The following is a 25,552-nucleotide window of genomic DNA, read 5'->3' as shown; positions in this document are numbered from 1 at the left end:
GGGGTCTTCTAATGTTCAGGAGGACGTTCACTATTCTTACCGCGCTGCTGATTCTTGTATCGACCATTGCCTTTTTGCCTCAAGCGCTGGGTGATGTTCAGAAATCCTTCTCTGATGATGTGCTTGTGAGTGGCGAGGACCCCCTTCGATTGGATCAGAGGAATCCTGCAATAGCTGTTGCACCAGATGGCAACATATCAGTCGCATGGGAAGAGTACGACGACCACGGGTCCCCTTCGATCTACTTTGCTATCAGCGATGATGGTGGAGCGACATTCTCCGAGAAGACGATAGTCAACGACAGCGGAGAGGATCAGGCCGAGCCCAAGATAGCTGTCAACTCCACCGGGGTCATCTTCGTGACCTGGGTCGAGGCTGGGTCAAATGGGCCCGATATAATGTTCGCCATGTCGAGTGACTCTGGTGTATCTTTCCACCCTGCGATTGAAGTAGCGCCTTTCACAGAGATTCAGCGCAACCCGGACATAGCTGTATCGGGTGAGATGGTCTACATAGCCTGGGCACAGGAGAACGGGACGGACCTCGATATCATGTTCGCCCGGTCCATGGATGGGGGTCTTTCATTCCTTCCAGCATTCAAGGCTGATGACTGTACCACCAATGCAACCCAGAACTTTCCCTCGGTGGCAGCCCAGGATGATTTGGTCTTCCTGGCCTGGCTCGATAGCAGGGACGATACCCTCATGGACATCTATGGTGCATGGTCCAACAACTCCGGGGAGAGTTTCTCTCCCAACCTCAAGGTGAATGATGGCCTGACCGGATATCGTCAGGACCAGCCGGATGCGGCATTCCATCCTTCAGGGGAGGTGACAGTAGTCTGGCAGGACGATAGGGAGGGCGATCTTGACATCAGGGCTTCTAGCTCGTCGGGTGGGGGCTTCCTTCCCTCTGTCAGAGTCGATGATGCTTCCCCTGGAAGCGACCAGAGCTATCCATCGGTGAGCGTTGACTCAATGGCCAATGTGTCAGTGGTTTTCAGGGACGAGAGGACGGGCGTTCCTCACATAGGCTGGGCCCTATCTCGTGATGGTGGCACCAGCTTCTCCTCCAGCGTCAGGGTAGACGATGAGGAGGAGTCCGCATATCAAGGAGCTCCAGATGTTGCCATTGGGGCCAATGACACGCCCATGGTGGTGTTCGAGGATCATCGAGGAGAGAACTGGGACATATTGTTCTCCAAGATGCTGAACGCTCCCCCGTTCTGCGAGATATCATCCCCAGGGGATGGAGATACCTTAGTCGATTGGGTGACCTTCAGGGGGAACGCGACCGATCCAGATGACAACGATTCACATCTGGATGTTGAGGTCAGACTGGTCAGGATCGACGACTATGATTCGGGTTGGATGTCTATCGAGGGAAATGTCAATTGGTCCTTTGATTTCAACACTTCCACAGTTCTCAATGGGCAGTACAGGTTCGAAGCACGGTCCTACGATGGCAGGGCATACTCCAACATCGTATCCATCACCGTGACGATAGAGAATGAGATTCAGCTCTGGCCAGACCTTGCCTTCGAGGGGAACATCACATTCTCGCCCACGAACTTCGAGATGATGAAGCCCATGATCATCAGCGTGGAGGTCACGAACCTGGGAAACAAGACTGCCAAGGGAGTTGAGGTGCAGTTCCTCAGGGGCAACGTGGAGATAGGTGAGCTCGAGCTCATTCCCAAGATCGAACCTGGTGAGACTAAGACGTCGTTCACCTCCTGGAATGCGCTCCAGGGTCTCCACACCATCAAGGTCATCCTGGATCCCGATGACAAGATAGAGGAGCTGAATGAGAACAACAACCAGATCATGGAGCAGATCCAGGTGATGCCAGCAGGATATTACAGGTCTGACCTGAACATCTCAGATGCTGACTTGAGCATCGTTCCAACTGATCTCAAGGAAGGGGACCAGGCGGTAATCACCATCAATGTTCACAACGATGGCCGGGTCAATGCTTCGGAAGTCAAGGTCCTGCTCATGCTGGATGGTGATGAGGTGGCGAACGGCACAATCGAGGAGATCGTTGTGAACGAGACGGTATCGATGTCATTTAACTGGACTGCGGAAGAAGGTGAGCATGAAATCCAGGTGCTCCTCGACCCCCAGAATTCCACCAGCGAGCTCGATGAGACCAACAACGACGCCTCAATCAATGTCGATGTGGCCGAAGTGGGAGTGATCCCGGGGTGGTACCTATGGGCAACAGTAATCGCCATCTTGGTCGTAGGGATGGTTGCAGTTGTCGTGATGAGGCGCAGGAGAGGTTGAGGGAGCCCGGGCGCACACTCAAAACCTGCCCGGAAAGCTTATTTTCGATATCGAAGATTTGAATCGCTACCAAATGATTTAAACAGCAGAGGAACATAGCAACGCGGTGAGGGATATGAAAATCGAGGATATCGTGGGTATGGAAGTCATAACGGGAGACGCCCGTGTCCTGGGCAACGTCGAGGGCGTGGGAATCGACATCCAAGCCTGGAAGGTCCCAGCACTGAAGATTGGATTGAGAAAGGGCTTAGAGGAACCCATCGGTTTGAAGAAGACGCGTTTCGGGTCCACAACGATATTCGTGAATACCGAGGGAGTGGACTCGATCTCTGACATGGTAACGCTCAAACCGAACCTGACCGCCACCAAAGAGGTCATCCTGGAGACCGAGAATGAGATCCCCACAGCAGGATCCATCGTGGACACCAGGGTTGTTGCCCGGGGAGGAAAGCACATCGGATACGTTGACAACTTCATCTTCGCCTCCGAAAAGAATTGGACGATCACCTGCATGATGGTGAAGCTGGAAAAATCCGTGTTATCAGATCTCGGTCTGAAGAAGCCGCGATTGGGCACCCAGACTATCAAGATCCTTACGGAAGACATCAAGACTGTGGGGGACATGGTCATGCTCAATATCGACATGAAGGAGCTGAAGGACCATCTTGATAAGAAGCCCCGAAAGAAGGTTGCCGGAACGGTAGAGGTCTCAGATGAGCCCATGCAGGTGGAAGGGTCCAGGTTGCCCTTCGAGGTCAACGACGATTACAAGGCCAAGTATAGGGAGTCAGAGGACCGGAAAAAGAAACTCGAGAATCTTTGATCCATCGGTTCGATCAAGTGAGTCTAGGATGGCTCACAAATCATTTTTATATTCATAGTGTTTAGTGTGCGCTCATGGCATTGATGAGGGTATGCGTTTCCTGTGGTCAGGAGTTCAAGCGCCGTATAATTGGCTTGAACATGGGTCTCAGACGCAAGGAGAAGTGTCCTCACTGCGGCAAATGGAACACCTTCGACTTCCATGGTAACAATGTCGAGATAATCTCGGGGGACATGGTGACGAAGGAGGTCTCAGATCTCGAGCGGACGGAGTCCCTCTCTTCCGAGGAGAGGATGAGGAAGCGTATAGAGGAAAGCAAGTACGAGTGATAACATGATCGAGACAGTTGATCTTACCAGGCGATTCGGCGAGATCACTGCGGTTGACTCGCTCACACTTACTATCAAAGACGGCAAGGTTTTCGGATTCCTGGGGCCCAATGGTGCGGGAAAAACCACCACTATAAGGATGCTCTGCTGCCTTATCAACGCCACCTCTGGAACCGCCTACATCAACGGAATGGACACCCGCGAGGAGAGGGAGAGACTCAAGATCAGGGGAATGATCGGTCTTCTACCAGAAGTTCCCGGCCTCTACGAGTCCCTGAGCGCCTATCGCAACCTGGAATTCTATGCTAAGCTTTATGGAGTGCCAGAGGGAGAGAGGCAGAAAAGGATCAGGGACCTCCTTACCACCCTGGGAGTATGGGATAGAAGGGAGGACGCTGTGGCCAAATTCTCTAAGGGCATGAGGCAGAAGATCGCCATAGCCAGGGCATTGGTCCACGAACCCGAGTTCCTATTCCTTGACGAGCCCACATCTGGCCTTGACCCACAGGCGGCTATGACAGTCCGTAATTACCTGTTAGATCTGAAAAGAGAGGGTCACACCATATTCCTGAACACCCACAACCTGGATGATGCTGAGAGGCTTTGCGACACCATCGGCGTGCTAAAGTCCAAATTGCTGGACATTGGCTCACCTCAGGACCTAGCCAGGAAGTTCTATGGCCGAACCACTGTGCTTCATCTGGCCAAGGTCACCGATCCAATGCTCAAGGCTGTTTCTTCTCTGCCCTTCACACGTGATGCCCGCGTCGTCGGGGATAAGATCCTGGTGGATCTGGACGATCCGGAGCATGAGAACCCGCAGATAGTCTCCACCTTGGTGCGAATGGGAGCCGAGGTTGAGTTCGTCAACGAACTGAAACACGGCCTTGAGGACGTCTACCTCAAGCTCATCGAGGGGTCATGATGCGCTTCGATAAGATCTGGACGGTGGCAAGGAAGGACATATCGGAGTTCAGGACAAATCGATACATCATGTTCTCACTGGCTCTCATGCCGATGATAATGGCGATCTTACTGCCTATCATCTATCTGTTGCCGATCACCTCTTTCGCTCCAAATGACCCCACCACCCCCCTTGACCTTGACCTCGACCCGACGGTTACCATCCAGGGCCAGGAGCTAAACAATGTGACGCTCAACAACACCCGGCTCGTGGACTGCACCATTGCCAGCGGAGTGCTATATCGATGTGAGGTTGAAGCCTGCAACATGTCAAATGTGGTGGCGACATCGTCGTACATGGGCAATTCAACGGGAGAGGGTATGGCCATTACCCACTCCAACCTCCTGAACACCACGCTGACAAGGGCTTCAGTCTCGGACAGCGTGATGATCGGTGAGGAAAGCGAGATGGCCATCATGCTCAAGACATTCATCGATGCGCTGCTGTTCTTCTACGTTTTGATTCCCGCTATTCTACCCACCATCATAGCGTCGTACAGCTTCGTGGGAGAGAAGACCAACCGGAGTCTTGAGCCCCTGCTGGCCACTCCCACCACTGACCTGGAGCTGCTCATGGGCAAGGGGCTTTCAATCTTCGTTCCAACCATGTTGGTCACCTGGATCAGCCTCATTCCGTTTGTCATCATAGTGGATATGATCACCCAACCAGTGTTGGGATACTATGCCCTTCCAAACCTCGTCTGGGCACTAGGAGTCTTCATCCTGGCCCCACTGATCTGTCTGCTGGCAATATTCGCCAATGTGATCGTGTCCTCCAGGGTGAGCGATGTCAGGGCTTCCCAGCAGATAGGAAGTCTCATCGTGCTACCGATCGTGATATTCTTCCTGGTGATCCTTCTTGGATTGGTCAACTTGGATGTGCTGAACATGCTGCTGTTCATCGGCGTGGTGGGAGCGGCTGTCGTCACCATCATCTATGTGGCAATGAAGGTATTCAAGAGGGAGGAGATACTCATCAGGTGGAAGTGACCTCGCTTTCACTCCTCTATAGGAAAGATGAAAAAATAGGTTTGAAGCGGATGATCTAATCCGTCTTCCACCTGGTCACGGCCACGGCAAATACCATGAGCACCACCGCGATTACCGCTACCACTCCGAGATTGAAAAGGGCGCTCTCGTAGTTGCCGTATATCATGGAATCCCGCAGGCCATCGTTGAGATAGGTGAGGGGAAGCACCTGGGCGAAAGTCTGAAGGTAAGATGGCATGGATTCCAGGGGGAAGAAGCTCCCCGCAAGGAACATCATCGGGAAGGTGACGGCTGCGGCTGCAGTCTCTGCCGTCTCCTCTTCCTTAATGAACCTGGCCATGGCCATTCCCATGGCTGAGAATAGCACGCTACCGAAAATGAGCAGGAGTATTGAGATAGCGTCCAGGTTGACATTTACTCCAAACAGTCCGACTCCCACCAGCAGGATGGCTGCTACCGACATCGCCGTGACCACAAGTTGCCAAAGCATCCTTGACAGGAGAAAATCTATTCTCTTGAATGGAGTGGTCGTGAACTTGGCGAACATGCCCGCGTTCCGGTATCTGGTGTTTATGCTGACCATGTAGTTGACCGCCGAGGTCATTATTGTAAGGCCAATCACTCCCGGCAGGAAGAAATCGATGAAGTTGAACCCGTCACTGATGATACCTCCTACGTGGATGAATATTGTAGGAACCGCATGGGCGATCTGCAGATTCCACGCCTCAGCCACTGAACCCACGATGCCCGAGACCACGCCCGCTGAAGTGCTGGTCTGATCGAGGCGGAGGTCCAACGTGACGTTCTGTGTCCCGCCCGAGATCACCGCCTCCTGGAACCCAAGAGGGATGATCATGAATGTGGTGAGTGAGTTATCCTTGATGTACTGATCAGCATCGATGTTCGGGTCCACCATGACCACATTGAGAGCGCCAGTCTGTTTGAGTGCCTCTATGAATTGCTGGGATGTCTGCGTTCCATCTTTGTCCTGGATGTACAGGCTGTAAGTGGCCTCTCCTAAGCCGCTGAAGATCGCTCCGAAGATCACCATTAGGATTATCGGGAATGCCAATGTCCAGAATATCGCGCTCTTGCTCCTGAAGAACATTCTTGCCGTGGCTTTGAAGTCGACCAAGATTCGGTTAACCATCGGTGAGCACCCCCTCCTGTATCTTCTTACCAGTCAATGCCAGGAACACGTCCTCAAGGTTCGATCTCTGGAGAAGAACCTCATCGTAGTAGATGTCCTTCTCCTCTAGCTGCATGATGACCTGAGTCAGGTGGCGCTTTGACTTGAGGTGGACCACCACGTCGTCCTCCTTCAGTTCCACATCGTCCCCATTTCCAGAGAGGAGCTCATATGCAGTCTTCCCTCCTCCCTTGATGGTGCAGGTACTCTGCTTTCCGTAACGGTCGATTATATCCTTGGGAGAATCCACGACCATGAACTTACCCTGGTTCATTATGGCCACTCTATCGGAGAGCACCTCTGCTTCCTCCATGTAGTGGGTGGTGAGTATCACTGTCTTTCCCTGCTCTCGCAGGTTCCTGACAACCTCCCAAACCTCTCTTCGAGCTCTGGGATCCAAACCCGTGGTGGGTTCGTCCAGGAATATTATATCGGGATCGTTGACCATTGAAATTGCGACACCAACGCGCTGTTTCATTCCGCCGGAAAGCGTTCGGAACAATTCATTGGACTTATCCTCCAGAGCAATGGTCTTGACAAGGTCCGCCGCGTCTAAGTGGTGTTCGAACATCTTGGCGAAGTAGTCTATGTTCTCCTTCACCGTGAGAAGGTCGAAGGCGTCGAACCTCTGGGGCAGCACACCGATCTTCTTGATGATATCCCCAGACCGCTTGTGGGTCTTCATTCCAAGGATGCTCACCTCTCCTGATGTGGGATCTCTGATACACTCCATGATCTCCACGGTGGTGGTCTTTCCCGCCCCGTTGGGGCCAAGAATTGAGAATACCTCACCCGCTCGGACCTCGAAACTCAGATCATCAACGGCTCTCAGTTCCCCGTACTGCTTGACGAGATTCTTCACCTCGATCACAGTTTCTGTCAAGGTAGTAATCCTCCTATTTTATCCCGTATTAGGGATTCTATAAATAGATTATCCTACTTCAATGAAGGTCGAGATCCAAAATGACACATTATCCAATCTCCTTATTTCAAATGATGTGTAGTCAACTATTTTGCATAGGACGGTCCTAAGGAACATGAGAACCATGGGGAGCCAAACCATGTCGTCACATGTGCTGTCAGATAGGGATCTCGAAAGATACCACAGGCAGATACTGATTCCTGATATTGGAGAGGAGGGTCAGAGAAAACTCGCATCAGCCACCGTTGGAGTTCTGGGGCAAGGAGGATTGGGGTCGCCATGCACGCTCTATCTCGCAGCGGCAGGGGTGGGAAAACTCATTCTGGTCGATCAAAAACCACCAAAGCTTTCCAACTTGAACCGTCAGGTGCTGCACGGTGAGAACGAGGTTGCGAGGGGGATTCCCAAGGCCATGAGTTCCGAACGCAGGGTTCGAGACCTGAACTCTGATATCGAGGTCGAGGCTCACAACATAGCAATTGACTCAGAAAATATCGGTATGGTGTTCGAGGACGCGGACCTCATCGTAGACTGCCTCGACGATTTCGCTCCGAGGTACGTATTGAATGACTACTGCGTCGAGTCTGGAAAACCTTTCGTCCATTGCGGCATCGAGTCATTCAATGGTCAGATTACCACCATCGTACCAGGTGAGACACCATGCCTGAGATGCATCTTCCCCAGCGTTCCTTCAAGCACGGAGGAGTTCCCCATAATCGGTTCAACGGCCGGAGTCTTCGGTGCAATGGAGGCCTCGGAGGCGTTGAAGCTGATTCTTGGGGTGGGAAAACCTCTCAAGTCGAGATTGCTGTTTGGCGACCTCAAGTTCCAGATCTGGGACATCATCGAGCTTTCTAGGTCTGAACGGTGTCCGGTTTGTGGTCACCTTCCTCTATGAACAGATCCCTGGCCTTGGAAAAGAGTTCCAGGCTATTAAGCTCCCCCAATAACTTCATGTTCTCGTCAACCACAGGGATGTCGTTCATGTTCTCATCCAGCATCTTAAGGAGGGCTTCGGTCAGCTTGTTCTTGGGTCTCACGAACACCGGCGCTTCCATTACTGAATTCACCTCCTCCTTCAGAGTATCCCTGAGGAACTTGTAGAATGAGAGCGTCCCAGTTCGTACCCCGACCCTGTATCCGATAAGCCGGAGAATGGTAGCGGTGGTCACCATTCCCACCAGCTTGCCCTCGCTATCCACCACATATACCTTTCTGGTGATGGGGTTCTCGAGCATGGCGTCGATGACCTCCCTTATGCTGGCATTCCGGGAGATCACGGAAGGCTCTACGATCAGATTATCTGCCACCTCCTCCACCGTTAGCTCAACGAACTTCTTCTGAATGTAGGGCATGTCCACTATAACGACATATCAACCTATTAAACACATATCTTCTCTTCTGCAAGCCTGAATCGGTCAGAGAATCTCATCGGAGAAGACGGATCTCATGTGACGGAGCACCATCTTCAGGTGACTAACAGCCTGTTTTAGCACTATCTCGCCCTCAGGGGTTATCCGGTATACCTTCTGGCGACCTACGCTCTCGAATGATATCAGCCCCTTCTTCTCCAGTTCTTGAAGGGCGGGATAGATGGAGCCAGGGCTCGGTCTCCAGTCCTGGTCCGTGTGGCTCTCGATGTTCTGCATCAATGCATAACCATGAGAAGGTTCCTCGGAGATCAGCTTGAGAAGCATCAGCTTCAGAAACCCGGTCTTGAACCCATGACCCCCGAAGGTCCTATTGAACTTCTCTCTGTCTTCGATACTATTCCTCCCTAGGCTAATTCGTTCAGATGAAGTAGAATCTGGTACCATATCCCGTGCAGACTTCGGCCATCTTCTCAAGACGGTCGAGTACTCCTGCGTATCGGCGGACCATCATCTTCCCCTCATCAGGAAGCTTCTCCCTCAGCAGAGCGATCTCTTCGAGCAGTCGCTTCGCGTCCTGAGTGGAAAGCTTCTCTCCATTCTCGGCCAACTTGGGGACGTTAGCGATAATCTCACATCCATACTTCTCCGCGATCCCAGGGAGAAGACCGCTGTCCGGACCGAAAGTTCCAATGCATCCTCTCCCTTTATCCCAAGACAGTTCACAAACTGCGCAGGTACTGTTCATTTCATCGAAGGAGATCATGTCCCACCCTGTCAGGAGGTCCTCATCGCCTTTTCTGGATAGTACTTCCTCCGCAACCTTTACCGGAAGGTCGTCCATAACGAACCAGCCGGTGTATCGCTTCTCGGCATGTGGTATCAATATCTCCCTGTCAGCCTCTTTCTTCAACTTATCTAGATAGATCTGTTCCTGATCGTTGTCAAGTCTATTCCTCTTCAGGAACTGCTCCCATGAATCACCCAGTACCTTCTTTGCCATGGTGTTGGATATTACAAGGTCGTATTCCGCATATTCCTCCAGACCCTCAATGGAGTCCAGGTGAACCCTGACGATCGTTAGTTTTGCCTTCTTGCATAGTGAATCATCACTGTCAAGCTCGCAGATGGCCATACTGATTCCCAGTTCTCATGCCCCCTGTCCTTGTGGAAGAAACAGCCCGGGTATTTATTTATTACCTTGAGACCTAATGGAATCTTGTGTTAATGAGGGTTCGATGACTTCGGTTCAGTGCAGGCCAGAAGGTTCATTATTGGTATTCATTTTGCCATTCAGCAGGAAGATATTATATAACGTCTGACCCATGATACGGGCAGGACTGAGTGAGGTCTTCACTAGTGTATCGAATGCCCGAGGTGGGTTTGATTGGAGAAGAATTCCACTGGTATTCTGGAGCTCGATCGCATCATTGGCGGTTACCCTAGCGGTAAGTGCGTTCTTGTAACGGGGAGCGCAGGTTCTGGCAAGACGATCCTCGCGCTCCATTTCATTGAGAAGAGCTGCTCCCAAGGTAAGAAATGTGCCTATGTTGCCATCGAGGAGACCAAGGAGGACTTGATTGTTCAGGCGGCTCAGTTCGGGTGGGATTTCGTCAAGTACCAACAGGAGGGTCTCCTCCGGATCGTCCCGCTGCTCGAGGAACGCATGGTGGAAGCCAAGTACCAATTCACCTTCTTTGGCCCCGAGACCGGCTTCGGCGGACTCCTGGAGGTCATCGAACCCGATACTGAGGTAGTGGTCATCGACAACCTGGGAATCCTAGCACTGGATATGGCACTATCTCAGTTCAGACAACAGCTGGACTTTCTAGTTTACACTCTTAGTAAGAGGAAATGCACCTCCCTGATAATCTCTGATGAGACCCTCATGAAGGACAAGAAGGAGGTGGCGCTGTACTCCGTGCACGGTGTAATCAAACTGATGAAAAGAGATAATCCCTACACCGACTCAAGGGAGAGAGCCATGGAGATTGTTAAGATGAGATCGATGGCAGCGCCCATAGAGTACCTAGTGTTCGAGATAGGGAAGAAGGGCATCAACATACTCTCCTGAACGAATACTGGCACCATCAGTTATTTTCAATCGCTCACTGAATCCGAGATATCCGAGTTGGTTTCCACCTCTTCTGAGCTCCCACTAACGGAAGAATCGGTTGACGATGGAAGCGGCATTGAGATTTTTGTTGACGCCGATGTCGTGGATTCAGTGGCTGGTTGGGGGCTGTTGATATCCTCCGGACCACTCTTAGGCTCCTCCGTGATCTGGGCTTCGGTTTGGACCTCAGATCTGGTTTGTGGTTGCAGGGAAGGTCCAGCTTGATTGGTCGAACCGCTTGGTCCTGGTTGTGCCCCCCGCTCCAGCTCCTTCTTTTTCAGGAACTCCTCTCGGTATGAGGGAGCCTCAGCTATGTAGAACAGCGACTTGAGCGAAGCCGCGAATATGAACAGCAGTAGGAGTACAGTGAAGTCCAGGGCCAATCCTACGAACTCGATCGAAGCATCGATCTTTCCCCCCTGGGCTGCCAACCAGAGCCATAAGCAGATGGAAGCTACGTAGATTATACCGAAGGTCATCCTTGAGTAGGAACCCTTGGGATAGAATCCGACAAAGAAGGCAAGAGCTATGACAGGTAATGCAAAGACGATCAACGAGAGTCTGATGGCTTCGAGCTCTTCGAGTGGAAGGTATCCCTCAGCGAAATCGCTCAGCATGGCAAGGATGATGCTGACGATAAGAACAGGTATCACCAGGTACTTCACAGCCGCCAGGATAGCGCCGATTATGCCCTTACTGACCTTTCCGTTTTCCAAAGCAAAATCACCCATCTTCTCACCTCATGTTGACGGATCCCAGTGGTAGTGGTATTCTTGATTTCCAGTGACTTCTTCCACCTCGATCTGGAAATCAAAGGTCAGTTCCTCCTCGTTGTGCAGCAGCCATTGGCTCGCCTCTTCACTGAGCAGGAAGCTCAAAGTACCCTCGGTGTATCCCTGGAGAGTCACCTGTTCGCTGGCGTTACCCATGACGGAGGTATCGTTCCTCAGCACACAGTCTATTCCAACATCTTGGTCATTGAGCATCTCGGAGGCTTCTATGAAATAGGGGACGTCGATCTGCATCTGGCTTCCGACCATGTAGTATTGGATGCCCCATTCGTTGATCCCGTAGTCTTGGATCAGGGGTTCCCACTCCATCTCCTCCGAGACATTCACGTTGAGCCAGATCAGCTTCATCATGTAGGCCGTGTCTATCTCTACCAGCATATTGAATGTCGTACCGTTGAAGACGAGGTTCCTCATCCCCTCCTCGCCCATGTCGTTGAGATCAATACGCAGGTTGATATTGACAGTGGTCCTCTTGCCGGCATCGATGTCCACCGGGCTGTTGCGGTAATCGGTGATCACACTACCATCCGAATCCTCAAGGTAGAAGTGAACGGTGAAGTCCTCGAAGTCGTAGAAGCCGCCGTTGTATATTCTGACCGGTTGACTCAACGAGATGACATTGTCCTGAACCGTCCAGCTGGTCTGTCCTTCAGGGATATCGACGTCCATTCCTCCCGTGGCGAGAGGAACGATGCTCATGATGATTATGACAATTATGACGATATTGATGCCCAGAATGCCCAGCCTGACACCCAGCAATCCCCATTTCATCACCCGACCCACTCACAAGTGTTTATTAAATCCTTCTCTGCCCAATATCTCAATTGATAACCAGAAGTTCGAATCCCTCGTTTTCCGCATTGATACCATTTATGAGAATGTCGACCCATCCATTGTCCTCATTGTTCTCATTATTAATAGGAGTGAATAATACCACAAGGGTTATATCACGAAATCCTCGTTGCGAATGATAGGGATTCTTTGGAACTGGATGAGATACTTATAGAGTGCCCCATATGTGACAGGTCGATACCTGCTACGTCTAAGAAGTGCCAGTTCTGCGGCACAGAGCTCTCAATGAGCGGGCTTGACGAACTTGAGGAACTTGCCTTACATGTCGATGATTTCTATCCTGAATCCCCTCTTCAGGTGGCGGTGGAATCCGAAGAGGAGCTCGAAACGAGTCCTGACGAAGTAGAAAAAATCCCTGAAGAAGCTGAACCTGTCGAGGAAGAATCTGAAGACCAAGAGCAGGATTCCGAATCGATCACGGAGCCTGAGGAATTTGAAGAAGATCCCGATAAACCGATGTCATTGGCTGAAATGGAACAGCATCGCAAGGATCGAAAGAAAGAGAAAAAGATCAAGAAGGTCACCCTCAAAGCTGAGAAGAAAGAGAAGAAATCCCTCAGGAGACAGGAAAAACGGGAGAAGAAGTTGAACCGCAGGGGGGCAAAGAGGGACGTCAAGGACGGGGGAACCACTGAGAAAGGTTCCCACTGAGAAATAGCCCGAAAACTCCAATAGCATTTTTTAGCCGATATCCATATTTGGAGAGCATGGCGGAGATCAGGATCAGGAAGCGTCGACGCCTCAGGAACAAGGAAGTCAAGGCGCTTGCCCAAGAGCTCAATGAGACAATGGGAATGGACGTATTTTCGACAGAGGACATGGTCGATATCGCTTCCAGCATGGAGTACGATGTCATCTTCGTGAATGGTGACATCGTGGCAATCATCGTGGAAGGGAAACCCTTCCTCACAGTGAGGGGGATCCTGGAGCTCGGTGCAGACCGCGCTTTCGTGACCGTGGACATGGGTGCTGTCCCCTACGTGGCGAACGGGGCAGATGTCATGGCACCAGGTGTAGTGGACGCAGATCTACAGCTTGAAGAAGGGGATATGGTCTGGATACGAGATGAGAAGAACGCAAGACCCCTGGCCATCGGCAAAGCACTTATGTCCGGGTCTGACATGATCTCAGCCAAGTCTGGTAAGGCCGTGGCGACCATTCATTATGTTGGGGATAAGTTGTGGAAGTACGATGAGAAGTGAGTCAATCCAGCTCTTTCCTTTGTGGGTACCCAACTGAAAGGTTTAAGAACACATCCCCCTATTACAACAAAGTGGGATTCCATGGCGCTATTGAAGAAGCCTTTTAGTCGATCGAGGGAAGAAATCCAGACGGTTGAAACTGATCAATACATCGATCTCGGTCAGCTGAATTTTGAAGAGGAGAATCCGCTTGGGGGTAGCGGAATGGTGAAGGTGGCTGAAATCTACCGGTACGAGGACGTTTCATCCATCGCCAAGCCGGTCTATAACGGCAACATACTCTTGGTAGATTACTCCGCTGTCCAGAACGATTCGCTCACACTCAAGAGGATCACCACCGAACTCAAGGCGGTCGCCCGAGATACAAACGGGGATGTTGCCGCCATAGGCAAGAACCTGATCGTGGTCACGCCGAACGGTATCAAGGTGGATCGCCATAAGATAAAAGGTGGCTTCTGAAAGGGCCACTGTCAAATGGTTTCACCATCCCAGTGAAAGACATGATCTTCTATACTAAGAGCTTGAAGCACGGGTAAGTTTCTTAAGAGTCATATCCGATACGAATGCCGTTGACTGGATTCAAGGTCATTCACGATAGTGTCCATGGAAGCGTCAGGGTCTGGGATCTTTATCTTAAGCTTCTCGAGAGACCTGAGATGCAGCGTCTGCACCACGTGCATCAGCTAGGATTAGCTCACCTGGTCTTCCCAGGAGCCAATCACACCCGTCTCGAGCACTCGCTAGGCACCTTCTTCATAGCGGGAAAGATGGCCAATTCCCTTGGCCTTGAGGATGAAGAGATCGAGGAAGTCCTGGCCGCTGCGCTCCTTCATGACCTGGGTCATCCGCCCTTTTCCCATACTATGGAAACGGTTATTCGGGACCACACGGGCAAGGACCACATGGAGGTGACCCGTTCCATAATTCTTGGTGAGATGAAAGGCTTACCAGAACGTTCAGCCGAATTGCTGGGAGACATGGAGCCGATCTCAGAGCTCTTAGAATCTCATGGACTTTCGGCCAGGAGGGTTGGGGACCTCATAGGTCAGGAGGAGCTGGACCGAGTGGGTCAGGATCACCTGATGGTGGAGGAGGGACAGGCTCACTTCGGGAGCAGCAACTTCCAGAGGCAGATAATCCACGGGCCGGTCGACGCTGACCAGATGGACTACCTGCTGCGTGATGCCTACTATACTGGGGTTGCTCACGGGACAATAGATCTCGACAGGATACTGGAGACGATCTCCACCTTCCACGGAGACGTGGTCGTTCAAAAAGGAGGGGTTGTAGCAATAGAGGGCCTTCTTGTGGCGAGGGCTCTGATGTACACCTCTGTTTACTTTCATAAGACAGTCAGGATAGCAGAGATGATGCTCTGCAAGGCGGTGGAACTCGCTGACGAAAGAATACTGGACAACATTCAAGGAGAGACAGATTGTTCGCTCTCCCGAAGCCTGATCGATTGTGGAGGGAAACCCGCAAAAATAGTCACAGAGATGAAATATAGGAAGCTTTACAAGAAAGCCTTCTCCCTCAATACCTCAGAAATCGAAGACTCTAAGCTGGAGAGACTGCTTCCTCTTGCCGATTACCAGAAGCGCAAGGCAAAGGAAGCCGAGATCGCCGATAGGGCTGGTGTGGACATCTCGGACATAATATTGGATGTCCCTTCTAAGGAGTTGATGCTCTCCGAGCCCAGGATCGGAAAGACGGATGTGCCTATCCTGGCCAATGGCAGGGTGAAGCCCCTTTCCAAGTACAGTCCCCTGGCAAGGGCATTGCAGTATCGCAGTGTGTACGACTGGGCGGTGATGGTCTCCTGCCCCAAACCCTTGGTGGAGACCGTTGCCAAAGCAGCCAACAAGGTTCTTTTTTCCTGATCAACCCTTCATGACTCCAATGGGGGAGAGTTTTACAACGGGCCTGGCCAATCCTGCCCCCTCAACCACCCTGATGACATGGTCAACGTCCTTGTAGGCCCCTGGAGCCTCCTCCAGGATCCCCTCCTTGGTCACTGATCGGACATAGATACCCTTTCCCTCGAGATCTCTCCTGACATCATTGATGTTGTACTTGCGGATGGCTGCCCCTCTGGACATCACTCGGCCAGCACCATGGCAGGTCGACCCGAAGGATTCCTCCATCGCTTTCTGGGTACCCACCAGAACGTAAGAGCCAGTTCCCATGTCTCCAGGTATTATGACAGGTTGACCTACGGCAGAGTACTTAGCTGGAACCTCATCATGTCCAGCTGGGAATGCCCTCGTTGCTCCCTTTCGGTGTACGTAAACCTCCCGTTTCTCTCTCTCGACAATATGTTTCTCCTTCTTGGCGATGTTATGCGCAACATCGTACACGAGCCTCATACCCAATTCTTCGGGAGGTTGATTGAACATCTCTTGGAATGAATCGCGGACCCAATGGAGAATCATCTGACGGTTGGCCCAGGCGAAGTTGGCTCCGCAGGCCATGGCCTTGAAGTAATTGCGACCATCATCGGAGGTGACCGGGGCACATGCCAGCTGCCTGTCAGGTAGTCTGATGTTCCGCTGCTTGACCGAGTGTTCCATCACTTTCAGGTAATCAGTGGCTATCTGGTGTCCGCAGCCCCTGGAACCGCAGTGGATGGTGACAGTTACCTGTCCCTCACCCTCGATTCCGAACGCCTTGGCAGCCTTCTCGTCGAATATCCTATCTACTCTGTCTACCTCAAGGAAATGGTTACCAGATCCTAGCGATCCAACCTGTGGGATCCCCCTCTTCTTAGCCCTGTCACTGACCTTTGAGGCGTCGGCGTCCTTCATTCTGCCGCCCTCCTCGGTCGCCTCCAGATCTTCGGGCCAGCCGTATCCGTTGGCCACTGCCCATTCCGATCCCATCTCCAGGATGTCGTTGATCTGGCTGGCAGCGACATCGGTCACTCCCTTGGAACCAAGGCCAGCGGGGATGTTCTTGAGAAGAATTGCGATAAGGTCTTTTATCTTGGGGCGGACATCTTTATCCCAGAGATCGGTTCTGATAAGCCTCACCCCGCAATTGATATCGAAGCCGATTCCACCAGGGGAGATGACCCCTTCCTCAGAGTCCATGGCCGCAACACCACCTATGGGGAATCCGTATCCCCAGTGGATGTCCGGCATCGCCAAGGATCTACCCACGATTCCTGGGAGGCAGGCTACATTTGCCGCCTGCTCCGGGGCGTTGTCCCTCAATATGGATGGAATCATCTCATCGTCTGCGAAGATCACTGCATCGGTGTTCATGCAATCCTTATAATTCTGCGGGATCCTCCAGCGGAAATTGTTGATTTTTTCGATAGGACCGTCCCAAGCCATGTTCATTACCATAAGTCAATGCTTGGTATGGCATATTAATTCTTTCAAGCCACAAACCTATCATTTTTGATGTTTGGCTCACATTATTTTAAGTACAGTAAGTCTTAGCTCGGCATGATGAACGGGGCTGTGCTATTCTACTCCGTTACTACTATCTCGGTGGGGGTCCTGCACCTAGCCCTGGGTTCGTACGTTCTCTTCAAAAACCCAAAGTTCAGCTTGGCCCAGGCATTCTTCGTGACCATGCTCATGGGCTTCTTCGTGGAAATTTTCTTCTTCCTTCTTGCGGGAAATACAGATGCATGGATCGCCCGCTATATGGGCATGGGCGCCATCTTCTTCTTCACTCTGATGTTGGGAGGATATCTTTTCCTCTCGTCACAGATGCCCTTCGAGAATTACAGCAGTTCCTTCTGGAAGTATAAATTCCAGTATGGAACGGTCATCGTTCTTATTGGAGTTCTAGGCGCTTATCTCGTCGATGAAGTGACATTGAAGTCTCTTGGGTATTGGACGTTTGAGGAGCCGGCCATGCTGTTCCTGATAGTAATATCCTTCTCCATTGCGTTACTCAGCGTGCATTTGCTCCACAAGACCTACACCTTTGCCACCAATCCGGATGCGCGCCAGCAATGCGTTCTCTTAGCCTTTGGAATATTCTTCCCCCTGCTTTACACGGGCATCTTGTATGTATTAGAGCCGGTCCTTCCAGGAGCGCTTATCCTAGGTGGGCTGGGCTATCTCGTGACGATGCTTGTCTTCACCTTTGGGATAATGAAGTACAAGATGTTCATAATCAACCCAGTCGTTGAGGAGAGTCTTTTCTCAGAGATTCCAAATGACAAGCCTCCGAAATCATTCGGGCTTCCTCCCTGCCTACTGGTGGAGGAAAAGAGGCCCGAGTGCTCCTACGATCTCTTCATCAGAGAGCTGTCCGAGGGATCGCAGGGTCTTGTGATATCGAGATCTCATCCCGATGCCATTCGGGAGAGGTACAGACTCGAGAGGACACCGATAATATGGTTGGCGAACCAACCAGGCCAGGACAGGGTTGAACCCAACAATCTCTTCATCCTCGAGAACATGATTGGTAATTTTGTGAGCAAGAGCAAGAAGGCCGTAGTCATGCTGGACGGTGTAGAGTTCCTGATCTCCAATAACAACTTGGACAGGGTCTTGAAGATGCTCTATTCAATATCTGATGAGGTCATCGTGGGCAACGCCAGACTCATATTGCCAATCGATCCAAACATCATGAGCGAATCGGAGATCGCCTTGCTCGAGAGAGAATTCGAGGTCCTGAGTCTATAATTTTCCATTATCAAAGATGATAGGCGGCAGAGTCCAATTTAAGTAATTCATTCCCATCGGAGTTTAGAAGAGTATGTTCGAGGCATTGCTGGAAGGTGGCCAGATATGGTCCCTTATATCAATAGCCGCTGGAGGCTCAGGATTCCTGCTTGGCCTTTACGTTTATAGGAAGAACCCCTTCATGAGAATATCCGTATTCTTCTTCCAGCTCATGTTAATCATGCTTACTCTTGGCGTCTTGGACTTTGCGCTCATGAACGCGCCTGACGAAGAATACGCCAGGCTAATCGCCAGAACCATTTTCTTCCTGATGGTGGTGATGTTCGCAGGATATCTCTATATCGGCTCATCCTTCCCATTTGGGAGTGCCTCAAATTGGCTCCACTCCAACCCAAAGCGATATTGGGCAATCGTGGTTGTAATGGCCTTAATTCCCGCAGTAACCGTCGATGAGATGCTGAAGACTAGTTTTGGCTGGGGAGTCCCAAACTCACTCAGCATGAATCTTCTGATTGGCATCGTGGTCTGTCTGGCACTGATCTCCATAATCGTCTTGGCAAGAACCGCTAGGTCCTCAAGCAACGATGAGGTCAAATGGCAATGTTTCATGATGTCGCTCGCGGTCATTGTCCCTCTGGTATACGGTACAGGTCAGGAGATGCTCAATTACCTAGGTATTATCGACAACGTACCGATTCTCTCCCCGGGGTTCGTGATCGCCAATATCATCTTCGCTTTCGGCATACTGAAATTCAACATGTTCATCATCTCTCCGGTTAAGGAGGATGGTGTTAAGGAACCAAATGTGGTCATGTCGGAAAAGAATGGGATATTGGCTTCAACCATCGTACTAATCGAGGAGAAGAAGGCTGAGGTCGCGTACTCTCTCTTCCTCGAGGAGCTCAACGGTGGCTTTCATGGCCTAATAGTATCAAGAACCCATCCAGACACTCTGAGGGAGAAGTACGGGTTTGTCAAGACCCCCATCATTTGGCTCGCGCAGAAAGCTGGTTTGAACCATGTGGAACCCAGCAATCTATCCATACTTCAGCACACCATTGTAGAGTTCACCAATTCGGTTGATAGGGTGGTAATAATGATCGATGGCCTTGAGTATCTGATCTCCAACAATCCTGTTGAGAAGGTTCTGAAATTCCTTTATGCCCTCCGAGACGAGGCCGTTGATAAGGACATCAGAATATTGATTCCAGTTGATCCAGCTGCTTTGGATACCAGAGATCTCGCCCTGTTCGAGAGAGAATGTGAGGTCCTTCAACCAGATGATGAGAATGAAAAAGGAAAGGGCCGGGACCGAGATTTGAACTCGAGTCAAGGGATCCACAGTCCCACAGGATAACCAGGCTACCCCATCCCGGCCATGCAGGAGAACTTGGATTGCTTCGCCATAGATAAAGTTTTCCGGTATTTAGCAAGCTTCATCCAGACCAATTACCACAGGGCTCAATCGTAAGGAAAGAGGGCGTAAAGAAGTGCAAATTTTTCCTTCCTCTCATCCTTGAACTCCTCGGCCAGGGCGTGCATCTTATCGTCGAATTCAGTGACAAGAGTCTCGGCCATCTTCGCGCTCTCTGAGGTATTGGGTAGGATTATATAGTCGGCTCCAAAGGGATATCGGGGTCGAATATCTGGTCTTAGGAAATATTCATTCCTCCGTTCGTCCAAAATTGATATGCCATGATTGAGTATGCCTTTGATTGCCCCCATTGCGGCGAACACGAGATCGGCCCGCTCGGCAATGTCAATAGTCGCCTCGTCCGCAGCCTCTGAAATCATGCCCGGTTCGAATGCGGATCTGTAATATTTCTCCACAAGGTTGCCAACTATTTCTTGGCGTGTCTGTGAAATGAGATCGGCCTCGGCAAGTTTCTTTATGTGGTACTGCGTGTTCTGGACACTGATACCTAGCAGTTGCGAAATCTGCGTGGTGGTCATTTCCTTCATTGACAGTAGTGATAGAATGGCCAACCGATTGGGATCTGATAAGACCTTGATCTGTTCAATGCCAATCTTACTCATATTTCCCACTCAAACAAGGTTTTATCGATATAATATGTTCAAAAGGCTTAAATATATCTCTAGAATACGCTAAAATGAAATATTAACGGTAATAGATGAGTTTACCGTATAAGGGTGATAGTATGAGGAGGAAAAATTACGGATCAAAGGAACTGAGACCTGTGCCAGTTATTCCTGGAATTTACCTGTTGCCAAGATGAATGAGATCTCGAAAAACCATTTATAAACTCCTTACTATTCTTTAAATTGATACTTCTAGGTCAAACTATGGCAAGCATAGGGGACAATTCTTACCTTGAAATGTACCGCATTACACAAAACCGTTAATAGGGAACAGTTCTTCCGACATCCGAGAAAATGAAAAGGGACGTCATTTCAATTCTAGACATCAAGGAAGAGCTAGAACAGCTCGTTCGGGATGCGATCGAGATCAAGAAAGGGACAAAGGGCGCGGATCTTCCTCTCAAGGGAAAGACCCTTGGGATGATATTCGAGAAATCCTCTACGCGTACCAGGGTATCCTTCGAAACAGGTATGTTCCAGCTTGGCGGTCACGCCCTCTACCTTAGCCCCAAGGATCTTCAGATTGGGAGGGGTGAGACCATTGCGGATACCGCAAAGGTGCTCAGTAGGTACCTGGATGCTATCATGTACCGTGCTTTCTCCAACAAGAACATGAAAGAGTTGGCCAAGAACGCATCCATACCGGTCATATCCGGTTTGGATGACCTTGAGCATCCATGCCAGATCGTCGCCGATCTTCAGACTGTAATGGAGTATAAAGGCAAGCTCAGGGGATTGAAGTTGGTGTACCTCGGAGATGGGAACAATGTCTGCAACTCGCTCATGCTGGCCGCCGCCATAGTGGGAATGGACTTCGTGGCGTGCTGCCCTTATGGATACTTTCCGGATGGGGAAATCACGAGGAAGGCAGAGGCTCTCGCTTCAGCAACCGGGTGTTCCTCCCTGATAATCGAGGATCCGGCAGAGGCGGTCAAAGGGGCTGATATCCTTTACACGGATGTTTGGGTCTCCATGGGTCAGGAAGGAGAAGAAGTGGAGCGCGAGAAGGTATTCGAGCCCTATCAGCTCAATTCCCAGCTTCTTTCAAAGGCAAAGAGCGATGCCATCGTTCTCCATTGTCTGCCGGCACATCGCGGACTTGAGATCAGTGCAGAGGTCATCGACGGGCCTCAGAGCGTGGTATTCGACGAGGCAGAAAACAGGCTGCATGCTCAGAAGGCAATACTCCTCATGCTTCTCGGTTAGCATCTGATAGCTGGTTACCCACAATACTCTCGATCTCCTCGAGAAAATCCTCTTCCCTTCCTCTTTCGATGGTGGCTCCTGCTGCGATTGCGTGACCACCGCCAATTCCTCCAACTCTCTCCGAGGCCAGCCTCATGGCCCTGGCAAGGTCCAGCCCCATCCTCACCAGCTCCTTCGTCCCCCTTGCAGAAACCTTCACTTTCTCTGGATCATCCTGCACGGGGGCCATGCCGATAAGTGGTCTATCCGCTATCTCTTGATTTGAGCCAAGATACATGCCAGCCACTATTCCAACTATGGTGTCCGGGATCCTTTCATCTGCCTGGAAGTACCTGATGTTCTTCCCGAAGGGGAGGATAACGATGGAATCATCTGGTACCTTCCCCGTACCAATTTGCGATGCATCTCCCTCCGCTCCCACCCTAGAAGGGTTTGGATAGGTCAACAGACCTATGGATTCGGAGAGGTACCTGCGGTGCGATCCGAGCATCGTGAGCGCCTCCTTTAGATGCTGGTTGCGATCTCCTTTGCACACCTCCATGCCCATTCCGGCCTTCCCGTACCTTCCGCACGCGTTCAACAGGGTTGCGAACTCCTTGGCGTCGTGAAGGGGCGTGCCCTCTTCCTCTCTCGGTAGGACGTAGACCTCGCCTATGAGCCTCCTTACAGCTCGTGATCCCAGGCCGTTGTGCAGAAGGAATTCGCAGAGCCAGCTGGTGAGTCTCTTCTTCTCCTCATGGTCCAAATCGATCCACCTTCTGTTCGAACCCATGGAATCATCTCCCTCAGGTGCATCCCCCTCGAATACACCATCATCGGGGATCAGGCCAAGTATCTGCAGCGTTTCCTTGCAGTTTGAGTAGTTGCCAGTCAAGCCAGGCAAGAAAGGGTCCGAGGAGTACTGGAGCATCCTCGCTAGGGGTCTTGTCTCCCTTCCGAACAGTCGAATGTCAGTGGATGCCCGGATAACCCCCATCTCCTCAGCATCCTGCAGTATGTGACGGTTGATACCAATGAGGCGACACTCACCGGAATCCTGGAAATCCCCCACCGCTCCCACGATGGCCAGGTAGGAGAGGTCTTTGTTTCGCTCATCCATCATCCTCGCTACCAGATAGGTCACCCCCGCCCCGCATATCTCGACAGATCCATCCTTCCCGTGGAGGTGGGGGTTCACATGTCGACCGAAATAAGCTGTAAGACAGGTCTGCCCGTTGAAGTTGGGGGCGTGGTGGTCTGAAATGCACACCCCCCTGTGCTCAAGAAGGCTGTATGATCCGCTTCCCAGATCCACTAGCCAAACTGCATCGGATTCGCATAGATTGATCTTCTCGATCGCTTCTGGATCCAGTTTCTTGATGAAATGAACCGAATGATCTATTCCCGCCCTATCAAGGGCCATTGAGGCTATGGAGGCAGATGTTATACCATCAGCGTCTATGTGAGCCAGCACATCCACCCTCTTCGCCCTTGTGAGGAATCTTGCGGTCTCGGCCGCGACCTCCATGAAGCTAGAGAAATCACTGGCTCGGCTCATCGCTGACATTCTATCATCTCTCCTTCAAGTCTAGATTTCAATCTCTCGTACGTATGCCTGGCAAGCGGCTCGAGGTTCCTGGTATCCTCCTCGTTGTATCTCCTGAGGAGATTGAGAGCATTCTGGTTGCCCTTCCGCTCCCAGAGCTTCCAGAGATAGGCAGCCTCCTCCCCGGTAACGTAATCGACCTCCTTCGGCCTCCCAATACCAACGTCTCTCTCAACCTTCTTAAGACCTCCCCTCAGGCCGATCCTCGCGCATCCGTGACGGAGATCGAAGTGCGGTACCCTTGGAACCGTAAACGGGAAGTTGAAGTCCAGGAGCGGAACGTCGAAGCTTCTACCATTGAAGGTCACGAGCAGTTTGGTCCCTCTTAGAGCTCTTGCCAGCGAGTCGGAGTGCAGATCAATCCCCCTCACCAATGTTCGTGTCTCGCCATCTCGGTGAATACCGACAACGGTAACCTTGGAATCGTGTCTCAATCCATCGGTCTCGATATCCAAATATGTAACACTGGGCTCCATTTCCTGGAACAGCCGCCACTGCTCACATGGAACCAGTAGATTGGTGAAATAATGAGAATGTCCACTGTTCAGCATTTCTCTGGCTTCGATGAGATGCTCGTCCATCTTCTCCTTGCGGCTTTGAGACATGCCATTTATAGAAGGTGAATCTATGAATTCATCCCAGTGTCTGATTCCATCTCTCCAGAGAGACCTTTCGGTACCATTGCCTATGGATGGCAGGATAACGAAGGTCCTCCTGATCATCCCCCGGTGATTGGCTGATGGGAATCAATATGGTTTCGGAGGGTATCTTGAAAGTTGTACCTCCAAGCCCGCTGTATATGGCGAATCTAGAAATACGCTTGACCGGGCTAGGTGTGATATTGGAGATCGTCACATGGAGATGATGGAGCTCACCCCTGGAATTATCGCATCCACTGACAGGTGCCTGATCACAGACGACACTCTGATCATAGCGGATCTCCATATTGGCTACGAGAGCGCCCTGGAGAATGACGGGATCCATCTGCCCAGAATGCAGACTCGATTGATGTCCGAGAAACTGATGTATCTTATCGACAAGTTCGAGATCGAGAAAGTTGTCGTGTTGGGTGATTTCAAACATGAGTTCAGTCGAAACCTGAGCCAGGAGTGGAGCGAGGTGCGTTCACTGCTGGAAATGATCAAGAGTACGGCTGAGGTTGTCATGGTCAGAGGCAATCACGACAACTACTTGGCGAACATCGTATCGAAGATGGGGATCCCAATGGTCGACTCGTTCGATGAGAACGGTGTGACATTCGTCCACGGACACAAGGACCACGGATCGAGACCCGTGGTCATGGCACATGAGCACCCCTCCATCAAGATCATCGATAGCGTGGGAGCATATGTCAAGCTTCCCTGCTTCGTCCACCATGAGAGAATGGGGATCACCGTCATACCTGCCTTCTCTCCCTTGGCTCTGGGAACGGATTTTTCCACCGTTTCTCCGGATGAATATTTATCCCCCATACTCAAGGGGAAGGAGCTTGGGGAAGCCAAGATAATCGCCTGCAGCGAGGTCGGTCTATTACCATTAGGAAGGCTTACTGATCTCAGAGGCCTCAGGGTCTGAATCGACAAATCTTTCTATCTATCGAGTACCTTACGAATTCGTTGAGATTCATGGATGGTATTACCGCTAGATGGTGGTCCAGAGAGGATGGAAATGTTCGCTGCGAACTTTGTCCTCATCGATGCTTGCTTGCCGAGGGGAAGACTGGCATCTGCAGGACCCGTAGGAACATTGGAAATGAACTTAGATCGTTATCATACGGGCATGTATGCGCATCCACAGCAGACCCCATCGAGAAGAAGCCCATCTTTCACTTCAGACCGGGCAGCAGGCTCTTTTCACTCGGCACCTTCGGTTGCAATCTGCGCTGCGATAACTGTCAGAATTTCGTGGTTGCTTGCGCCAATGAGGGGGAACTGCCATGCGAGATCATGAATCCTGAGGACGTGATGAGATCTGCAGTGGACAGGTGCGTGGACGGCATCGCATGGACATACAATGAGCCAATAGTCTGGCTCGAGTTCATTCTGGACACCGCTGCATTGGCGAAGGAAGAGGGCCTATTCATCCTGCTGAACACAAACGGTTTCATCTCTGAGGAGGCTCTCAATGACGCTCTTCCTCTCGTGGATGTGATGAATATCGACGTCAAGGCGTTCTCTGAG

General features: G+C 51.2%; 27 protein-coding genes, 1 tRNA gene and 1 pseudogene. 16 read left to right on the top strand and 13 right to left on the bottom strand.

What is annotated here, in order from left to right:
- Window positions 1-11 precede the first annotated feature (11 nt).
- The 5 genes from GKC03_05680 (at window position 12) to GKC03_05660 (ending at window position 5,393) form a co-directional block, all read left to right on the top strand.
- Window positions 12-2,288: a hypothetical protein gene (locus GKC03_05680; GenBank protein NYT12028.1), complete on the top strand. Its 2,277-nt coding sequence runs from the start codon at window positions 12-14 to the stop codon at window positions 2,286-2,288.
- A gap of 106 nt (window positions 2,289-2,394) precedes the next feature.
- The gene (locus tag GKC03_05675) at window positions 2,395-3,111 is read left to right on the top strand and encodes a hypothetical protein (protein ID NYT12027.1); all 717 of its coding nucleotides are present in this window, start codon (window positions 2,395-2,397) and stop codon (window positions 3,109-3,111) included.
- Window positions 3,112-3,185: 74 nt separating this feature from the next.
- Window positions 3,186-3,440 carry a hypothetical protein gene (locus GKC03_05670; protein NYT12026.1) on the top strand — a complete coding sequence of 85 codons (255 nt, stop codon included), beginning with the start codon at window positions 3,186-3,188 and terminating at the stop codon, window positions 3,438-3,440.
- Between the two features lie 4 nt (window positions 3,441-3,444).
- On the top strand, window positions 3,445-4,365 hold the full coding sequence (locus GKC03_05665; GenBank protein ID NYT12025.1) for an ABC transporter ATP-binding protein: 921 nt from the start codon (window positions 3,445-3,447) through the stop codon (window positions 4,363-4,365).
- Window positions 4,365-5,393, top strand: a complete 1,029-nt coding sequence (locus GKC03_05660; GenBank protein ID NYT12024.1) for an ABC transporter permease subunit — start codon at window positions 4,365-4,367, stop codon at window positions 5,391-5,393. Before GKC03_05665 ends, GKC03_05660 begins: the two co-directional genes overlap by 1 nt.
- Window positions 5,394-5,448: 55 nt before the next feature.
- On the opposite strand, the gene GKC03_05655 is transcribed toward GKC03_05660, so the two are convergent.
- On the bottom strand, window positions 5,449-6,543 hold the full coding sequence (locus GKC03_05655) for an ABC transporter permease (protein ID NYT12023.1): 1,095 nt from the start codon (window positions 6,541-6,543) through the stop codon (window positions 5,449-5,451).
- On the bottom strand, window positions 6,536-7,465 hold the full coding sequence (locus GKC03_05650; GenBank protein NYT12022.1) for an ABC transporter ATP-binding protein: 930 nt from the start codon (window positions 7,463-7,465) through the stop codon (window positions 6,536-6,538). The genes GKC03_05655 and GKC03_05650 overlap by 8 nt, the downstream gene beginning before the upstream one ends.
- Window positions 7,466-7,655: 190 nt before the next feature.
- On the opposite strand from GKC03_05650, the gene GKC03_05645 reads away from it, so the two are divergent.
- Window positions 7,656-8,402 carry a HesA/MoeB/ThiF family protein gene (locus GKC03_05645; GenBank protein ID NYT12021.1) on the top strand — a complete coding sequence of 249 codons (747 nt, stop codon included), beginning with the start codon at window positions 7,656-7,658 and terminating at the stop codon, window positions 8,400-8,402.
- Here the strand turns inward: GKC03_05645 and GKC03_05640 are convergent.
- The 3 genes from GKC03_05640 to GKC03_05630 all read right to left on the bottom strand — a co-directional run bounded on the left by GKC03_05640 (window position 8,359) and on the right by GKC03_05630 (window position 10,009).
- Window positions 8,359-8,859: a CBS domain-containing protein gene (locus tag GKC03_05640; GenBank protein NYT12020.1), complete on the bottom strand. Its 501-nt coding sequence runs from the start codon at window positions 8,857-8,859 to the stop codon at window positions 8,359-8,361. The genes GKC03_05645 and GKC03_05640 overlap by 44 nt on opposite strands.
- A 63-nt stretch (window positions 8,860-8,922) precedes the next feature.
- On the bottom strand, window positions 8,923-9,321 hold the full coding sequence (locus tag GKC03_05635; protein ID NYT12019.1) for a PadR family transcriptional regulator: 399 nt from the start codon (window positions 9,319-9,321) through the stop codon (window positions 8,923-8,925).
- Window positions 9,296-10,009, bottom strand: coding sequence for a hypothetical protein (locus GKC03_05630; protein ID NYT12018.1), 714 nt, complete (start codon window positions 10,007-10,009; stop codon window positions 9,296-9,298). Before GKC03_05630 ends, GKC03_05635 begins: the two co-directional genes overlap by 26 nt.
- A 252-nt stretch (window positions 10,010-10,261) precedes the next feature.
- Here GKC03_05630 and GKC03_05625 point away from each other — a divergent pair, with 252 nt between their 5' ends.
- Window positions 10,262-10,948, top strand: a complete 687-nt coding sequence (locus GKC03_05625) for a recombinase (GenBank protein ID NYT12017.1) — start codon at window positions 10,262-10,264, stop codon at window positions 10,946-10,948.
- A gap of 26 nt (window positions 10,949-10,974) precedes the next feature.
- On the opposite strand, the gene GKC03_05620 is transcribed toward GKC03_05625, so the two are convergent.
- Both GKC03_05620 and GKC03_05615 read right to left on the bottom strand, forming a co-directional pair.
- On the bottom strand, window positions 10,975-11,721 hold the full coding sequence (locus tag GKC03_05620) for a hypothetical protein (GenBank protein ID NYT12016.1): 747 nt from the start codon (window positions 11,719-11,721) through the stop codon (window positions 10,975-10,977).
- Between the two features lie 9 nt (window positions 11,722-11,730).
- Window positions 11,731-12,552, bottom strand: a complete 822-nt coding sequence (locus tag GKC03_05615) for a hypothetical protein (protein ID NYT12015.1) — start codon at window positions 12,550-12,552, stop codon at window positions 11,731-11,733.
- Window positions 12,553-12,762: 210 nt separating this feature from the next.
- On the opposite strand from GKC03_05615, the gene GKC03_05610 reads away from it, so the two are divergent.
- The 4 genes from GKC03_05610 to GKC03_05595 all read left to right on the top strand — a co-directional run bounded on the left by GKC03_05610 (window position 12,763) and on the right by GKC03_05595 (window position 15,715).
- On the top strand, window positions 12,763-13,284 hold the full coding sequence (locus tag GKC03_05610; protein NYT12014.1) for a hypothetical protein: 522 nt from the start codon (window positions 12,763-12,765) through the stop codon (window positions 13,282-13,284).
- 56 nt (window positions 13,285-13,340) lie between these two features.
- Complete coding sequence (locus GKC03_05605) at window positions 13,341-13,835, top strand: RNA-binding protein (GenBank protein ID NYT12013.1); 495 nt, start codon at window positions 13,341-13,343, stop codon at window positions 13,833-13,835.
- Between the two features lie 81 nt (window positions 13,836-13,916).
- The gene (sepF, locus tag GKC03_05600) at window positions 13,917-14,294 is read left to right on the top strand and encodes a cell division protein SepF (GenBank protein NYT12012.1); all 378 of its coding nucleotides are present in this window, start codon (window positions 13,917-13,919) and stop codon (window positions 14,292-14,294) included.
- 110 nt (window positions 14,295-14,404) lie between these two features.
- Window positions 14,405-15,715, top strand: a complete 1,311-nt coding sequence (locus GKC03_05595) for an HD domain-containing protein (GenBank protein ID NYT12011.1) — start codon at window positions 14,405-14,407, stop codon at window positions 15,713-15,715.
- Here GKC03_05595 and GKC03_05590 read toward each other — a convergent pair whose 3' ends face one another.
- Window positions 15,716-17,170: an RtcB family protein gene (locus GKC03_05590; GenBank protein ID NYT12010.1), complete on the bottom strand. Its 1,455-nt coding sequence runs from the start codon at window positions 17,168-17,170 to the stop codon at window positions 15,716-15,718.
- A 117-nt stretch (window positions 17,171-17,287) separates the two neighbouring features.
- Between GKC03_05590 and GKC03_05585 the strand changes: the two genes are divergently transcribed.
- Both GKC03_05585 and GKC03_05580 read left to right on the top strand, forming a co-directional pair.
- Window positions 17,288-18,481, top strand: a complete 1,194-nt coding sequence (locus GKC03_05585; protein NYT12009.1) for a DUF835 domain-containing protein — start codon at window positions 17,288-17,290, stop codon at window positions 18,479-18,481.
- Window positions 18,482-18,554: 73 nt separating this feature from the next.
- Window positions 18,555-19,256: pseudogene (locus tag GKC03_05580) on the top strand (hypothetical protein).
- 261 nt (window positions 19,257-19,517) lie between these two features.
- On the opposite strand, the gene GKC03_05575 reads toward GKC03_05580, so the two are convergent.
- The 3 genes from GKC03_05575 to GKC03_05565 form a co-directional block, all read right to left on the bottom strand.
- Complete coding sequence (locus GKC03_05575) at window positions 19,518-19,814, bottom strand: hypothetical protein (protein ID NYT12008.1); 297 nt, start codon at window positions 19,812-19,814, stop codon at window positions 19,518-19,520.
- Window positions 19,785-19,858 (bottom strand) — tRNA-His (locus GKC03_05570). The genes GKC03_05575 and GKC03_05570 overlap by 30 nt, the downstream gene beginning before the upstream one ends.
- Window positions 19,859-19,942: 84 nt before the next feature.
- A complete protein-coding gene (locus GKC03_05565) occupies window positions 19,943-20,518 on the bottom strand; it encodes a helix-turn-helix transcriptional regulator (GenBank protein NYT12007.1) in 576 nt (191 codons plus the stop codon).
- 357 nt (window positions 20,519-20,875) lie between these two features.
- Here GKC03_05565 and argF point away from each other — a divergent pair, with 357 nt between their 5' ends.
- On the top strand, window positions 20,876-21,787 hold the full coding sequence (gene argF / locus GKC03_05560; GenBank protein NYT12006.1) for an ornithine carbamoyltransferase: 912 nt from the start codon (window positions 20,876-20,878) through the stop codon (window positions 21,785-21,787).
- Here argF and GKC03_05555 read toward each other — a convergent pair.
- Window positions 21,771-23,294: a DHH family phosphoesterase gene (locus tag GKC03_05555; protein ID NYT12005.1), complete on the bottom strand. Its 1,524-nt coding sequence runs from the start codon at window positions 23,292-23,294 to the stop codon at window positions 21,771-21,773. The two genes, argF and GKC03_05555, sit on opposite strands and share 17 nt — an antisense overlap.
- Before the next feature lie 26 nt (window positions 23,295-23,320).
- Window positions 23,321-24,094 (bottom strand): exonuclease, encoded by a 774-nt coding sequence (locus GKC03_05550; GenBank protein NYT12004.1) that lies wholly within the window; start codon window positions 24,092-24,094, stop codon window positions 23,321-23,323.
- 133 nt (window positions 24,095-24,227) lie between these two features.
- On the opposite strand from GKC03_05550, the gene GKC03_05545 reads away from it, so the two are divergent.
- On the top strand, window positions 24,228-24,947 hold the full coding sequence (locus GKC03_05545; protein NYT12003.1) for a metallophosphoesterase: 720 nt from the start codon (window positions 24,228-24,230) through the stop codon (window positions 24,945-24,947).
- A 41-nt stretch (window positions 24,948-24,988) separates the two neighbouring features.
- A partial coding sequence (locus tag GKC03_05540; GenBank protein ID NYT12002.1) for a radical SAM protein occupies window positions 24,989-25,552 on the top strand: 564 nt, incomplete at its 3' end.

The sequence above is a fragment of the Methanomassiliicoccales archaeon genome, from assembly GCA_013415695.1.
In the GTDB taxonomy this organism is placed as follows: Archaea; Thermoplasmatota; Thermoplasmata; order Methanomassiliicoccales; family JAAEEP01; genus JAAEEP01.
Note: the sequence above shows the minus strand (reverse complement) of the source record. Positions and strands in the feature narration are given on the sequence as shown.

Bases quoted from the DNA above. Each gene is read 5' to 3' on its own strand.
- GKC03_05680 (NYT12028.1), top strand. From the start codon at position 12: ATGTTCAGGAGGACGTTCACTATTCTTACCGCGCTGCTGATTCTTGTA.
- GKC03_05670 (NYT12026.1), top strand. From the start codon at position 3,186: ATGGCATTGATGAGGGTATGCGTTTCCTGTGGTCAGGAGTTCAAGCGC.
- GKC03_05665 (NYT12025.1), top strand. From the start codon at position 3,445: ATGATCGAGACAGTTGATCTTACCAGGCGATTCGGCGAGATCACTGCG.
- GKC03_05660 (NYT12024.1), top strand. From the start codon at position 4,365: ATGCGCTTCGATAAGATCTGGACGGTGGCAAGGAAGGACATATCGGAG.
- GKC03_05655 (NYT12023.1), bottom strand. From the start codon at position 6,543: ATGGTTAACCGAATCTTGGTCGACTTCAAAGCCACGGCAAGAATGTTC.
- GKC03_05640 (NYT12020.1), bottom strand. From the start codon at position 8,859: ATGCCCTACATTCAGAAGAAGTTCGTTGAGCTAACGGTGGAGGAGGTG.
- GKC03_05635 (NYT12019.1), bottom strand. From the start codon at position 9,321: ATGGTACCAGATTCTACTTCATCTGAACGAATTAGCCTAGGGAGGAAT.
- GKC03_05630 (NYT12018.1), bottom strand. From the start codon at position 10,009: ATGGCCATCTGCGAGCTTGACAGTGATGATTCACTATGCAAGAAGGCA.
- GKC03_05620 (NYT12016.1), bottom strand. From the start codon at position 11,721: ATGGGTGATTTTGCTTTGGAAAACGGAAAGGTCAGTAAGGGCATAATC.
- GKC03_05615 (NYT12015.1), bottom strand. From the start codon at position 12,552: ATGAAATGGGGATTGCTGGGTGTCAGGCTGGGCATTCTGGGCATCAAT.
- GKC03_05605 (NYT12013.1), top strand. From the start codon at position 13,341: ATGGCGGAGATCAGGATCAGGAAGCGTCGACGCCTCAGGAACAAGGAA.
- sepF (NYT12012.1), top strand. From the start codon at position 13,917: ATGGCGCTATTGAAGAAGCCTTTTAGTCGATCGAGGGAAGAAATCCAG.
- GKC03_05590 (NYT12010.1), bottom strand. From the start codon at position 17,170: ATGGCTTGGGACGGTCCTATCGAAAAAATCAACAATTTCCGCTGGAGG.
- GKC03_05585 (NYT12009.1), top strand. From the start codon at position 17,288: ATGAACGGGGCTGTGCTATTCTACTCCGTTACTACTATCTCGGTGGGG.
- GKC03_05565 (NYT12007.1), bottom strand. From the start codon at position 20,518: ATGAGTAAGATTGGCATTGAACAGATCAAGGTCTTATCAGATCCCAAT.
- argF (NYT12006.1), top strand. From the start codon at position 20,876: ATGAAAAGGGACGTCATTTCAATTCTAGACATCAAGGAAGAGCTAGAA.
- GKC03_05555 (NYT12005.1), bottom strand. From the start codon at position 23,294: ATGGAGGTCGCGGCCGAGACCGCAAGATTCCTCACAAGGGCGAAGAGG.
- GKC03_05550 (NYT12004.1), bottom strand. From the start codon at position 24,094: ATGATCAGGAGGACCTTCGTTATCCTGCCATCCATAGGCAATGGTACC.
- GKC03_05545 (NYT12003.1), top strand. From the start codon at position 24,228: ATGGAGATGATGGAGCTCACCCCTGGAATTATCGCATCCACTGACAGG.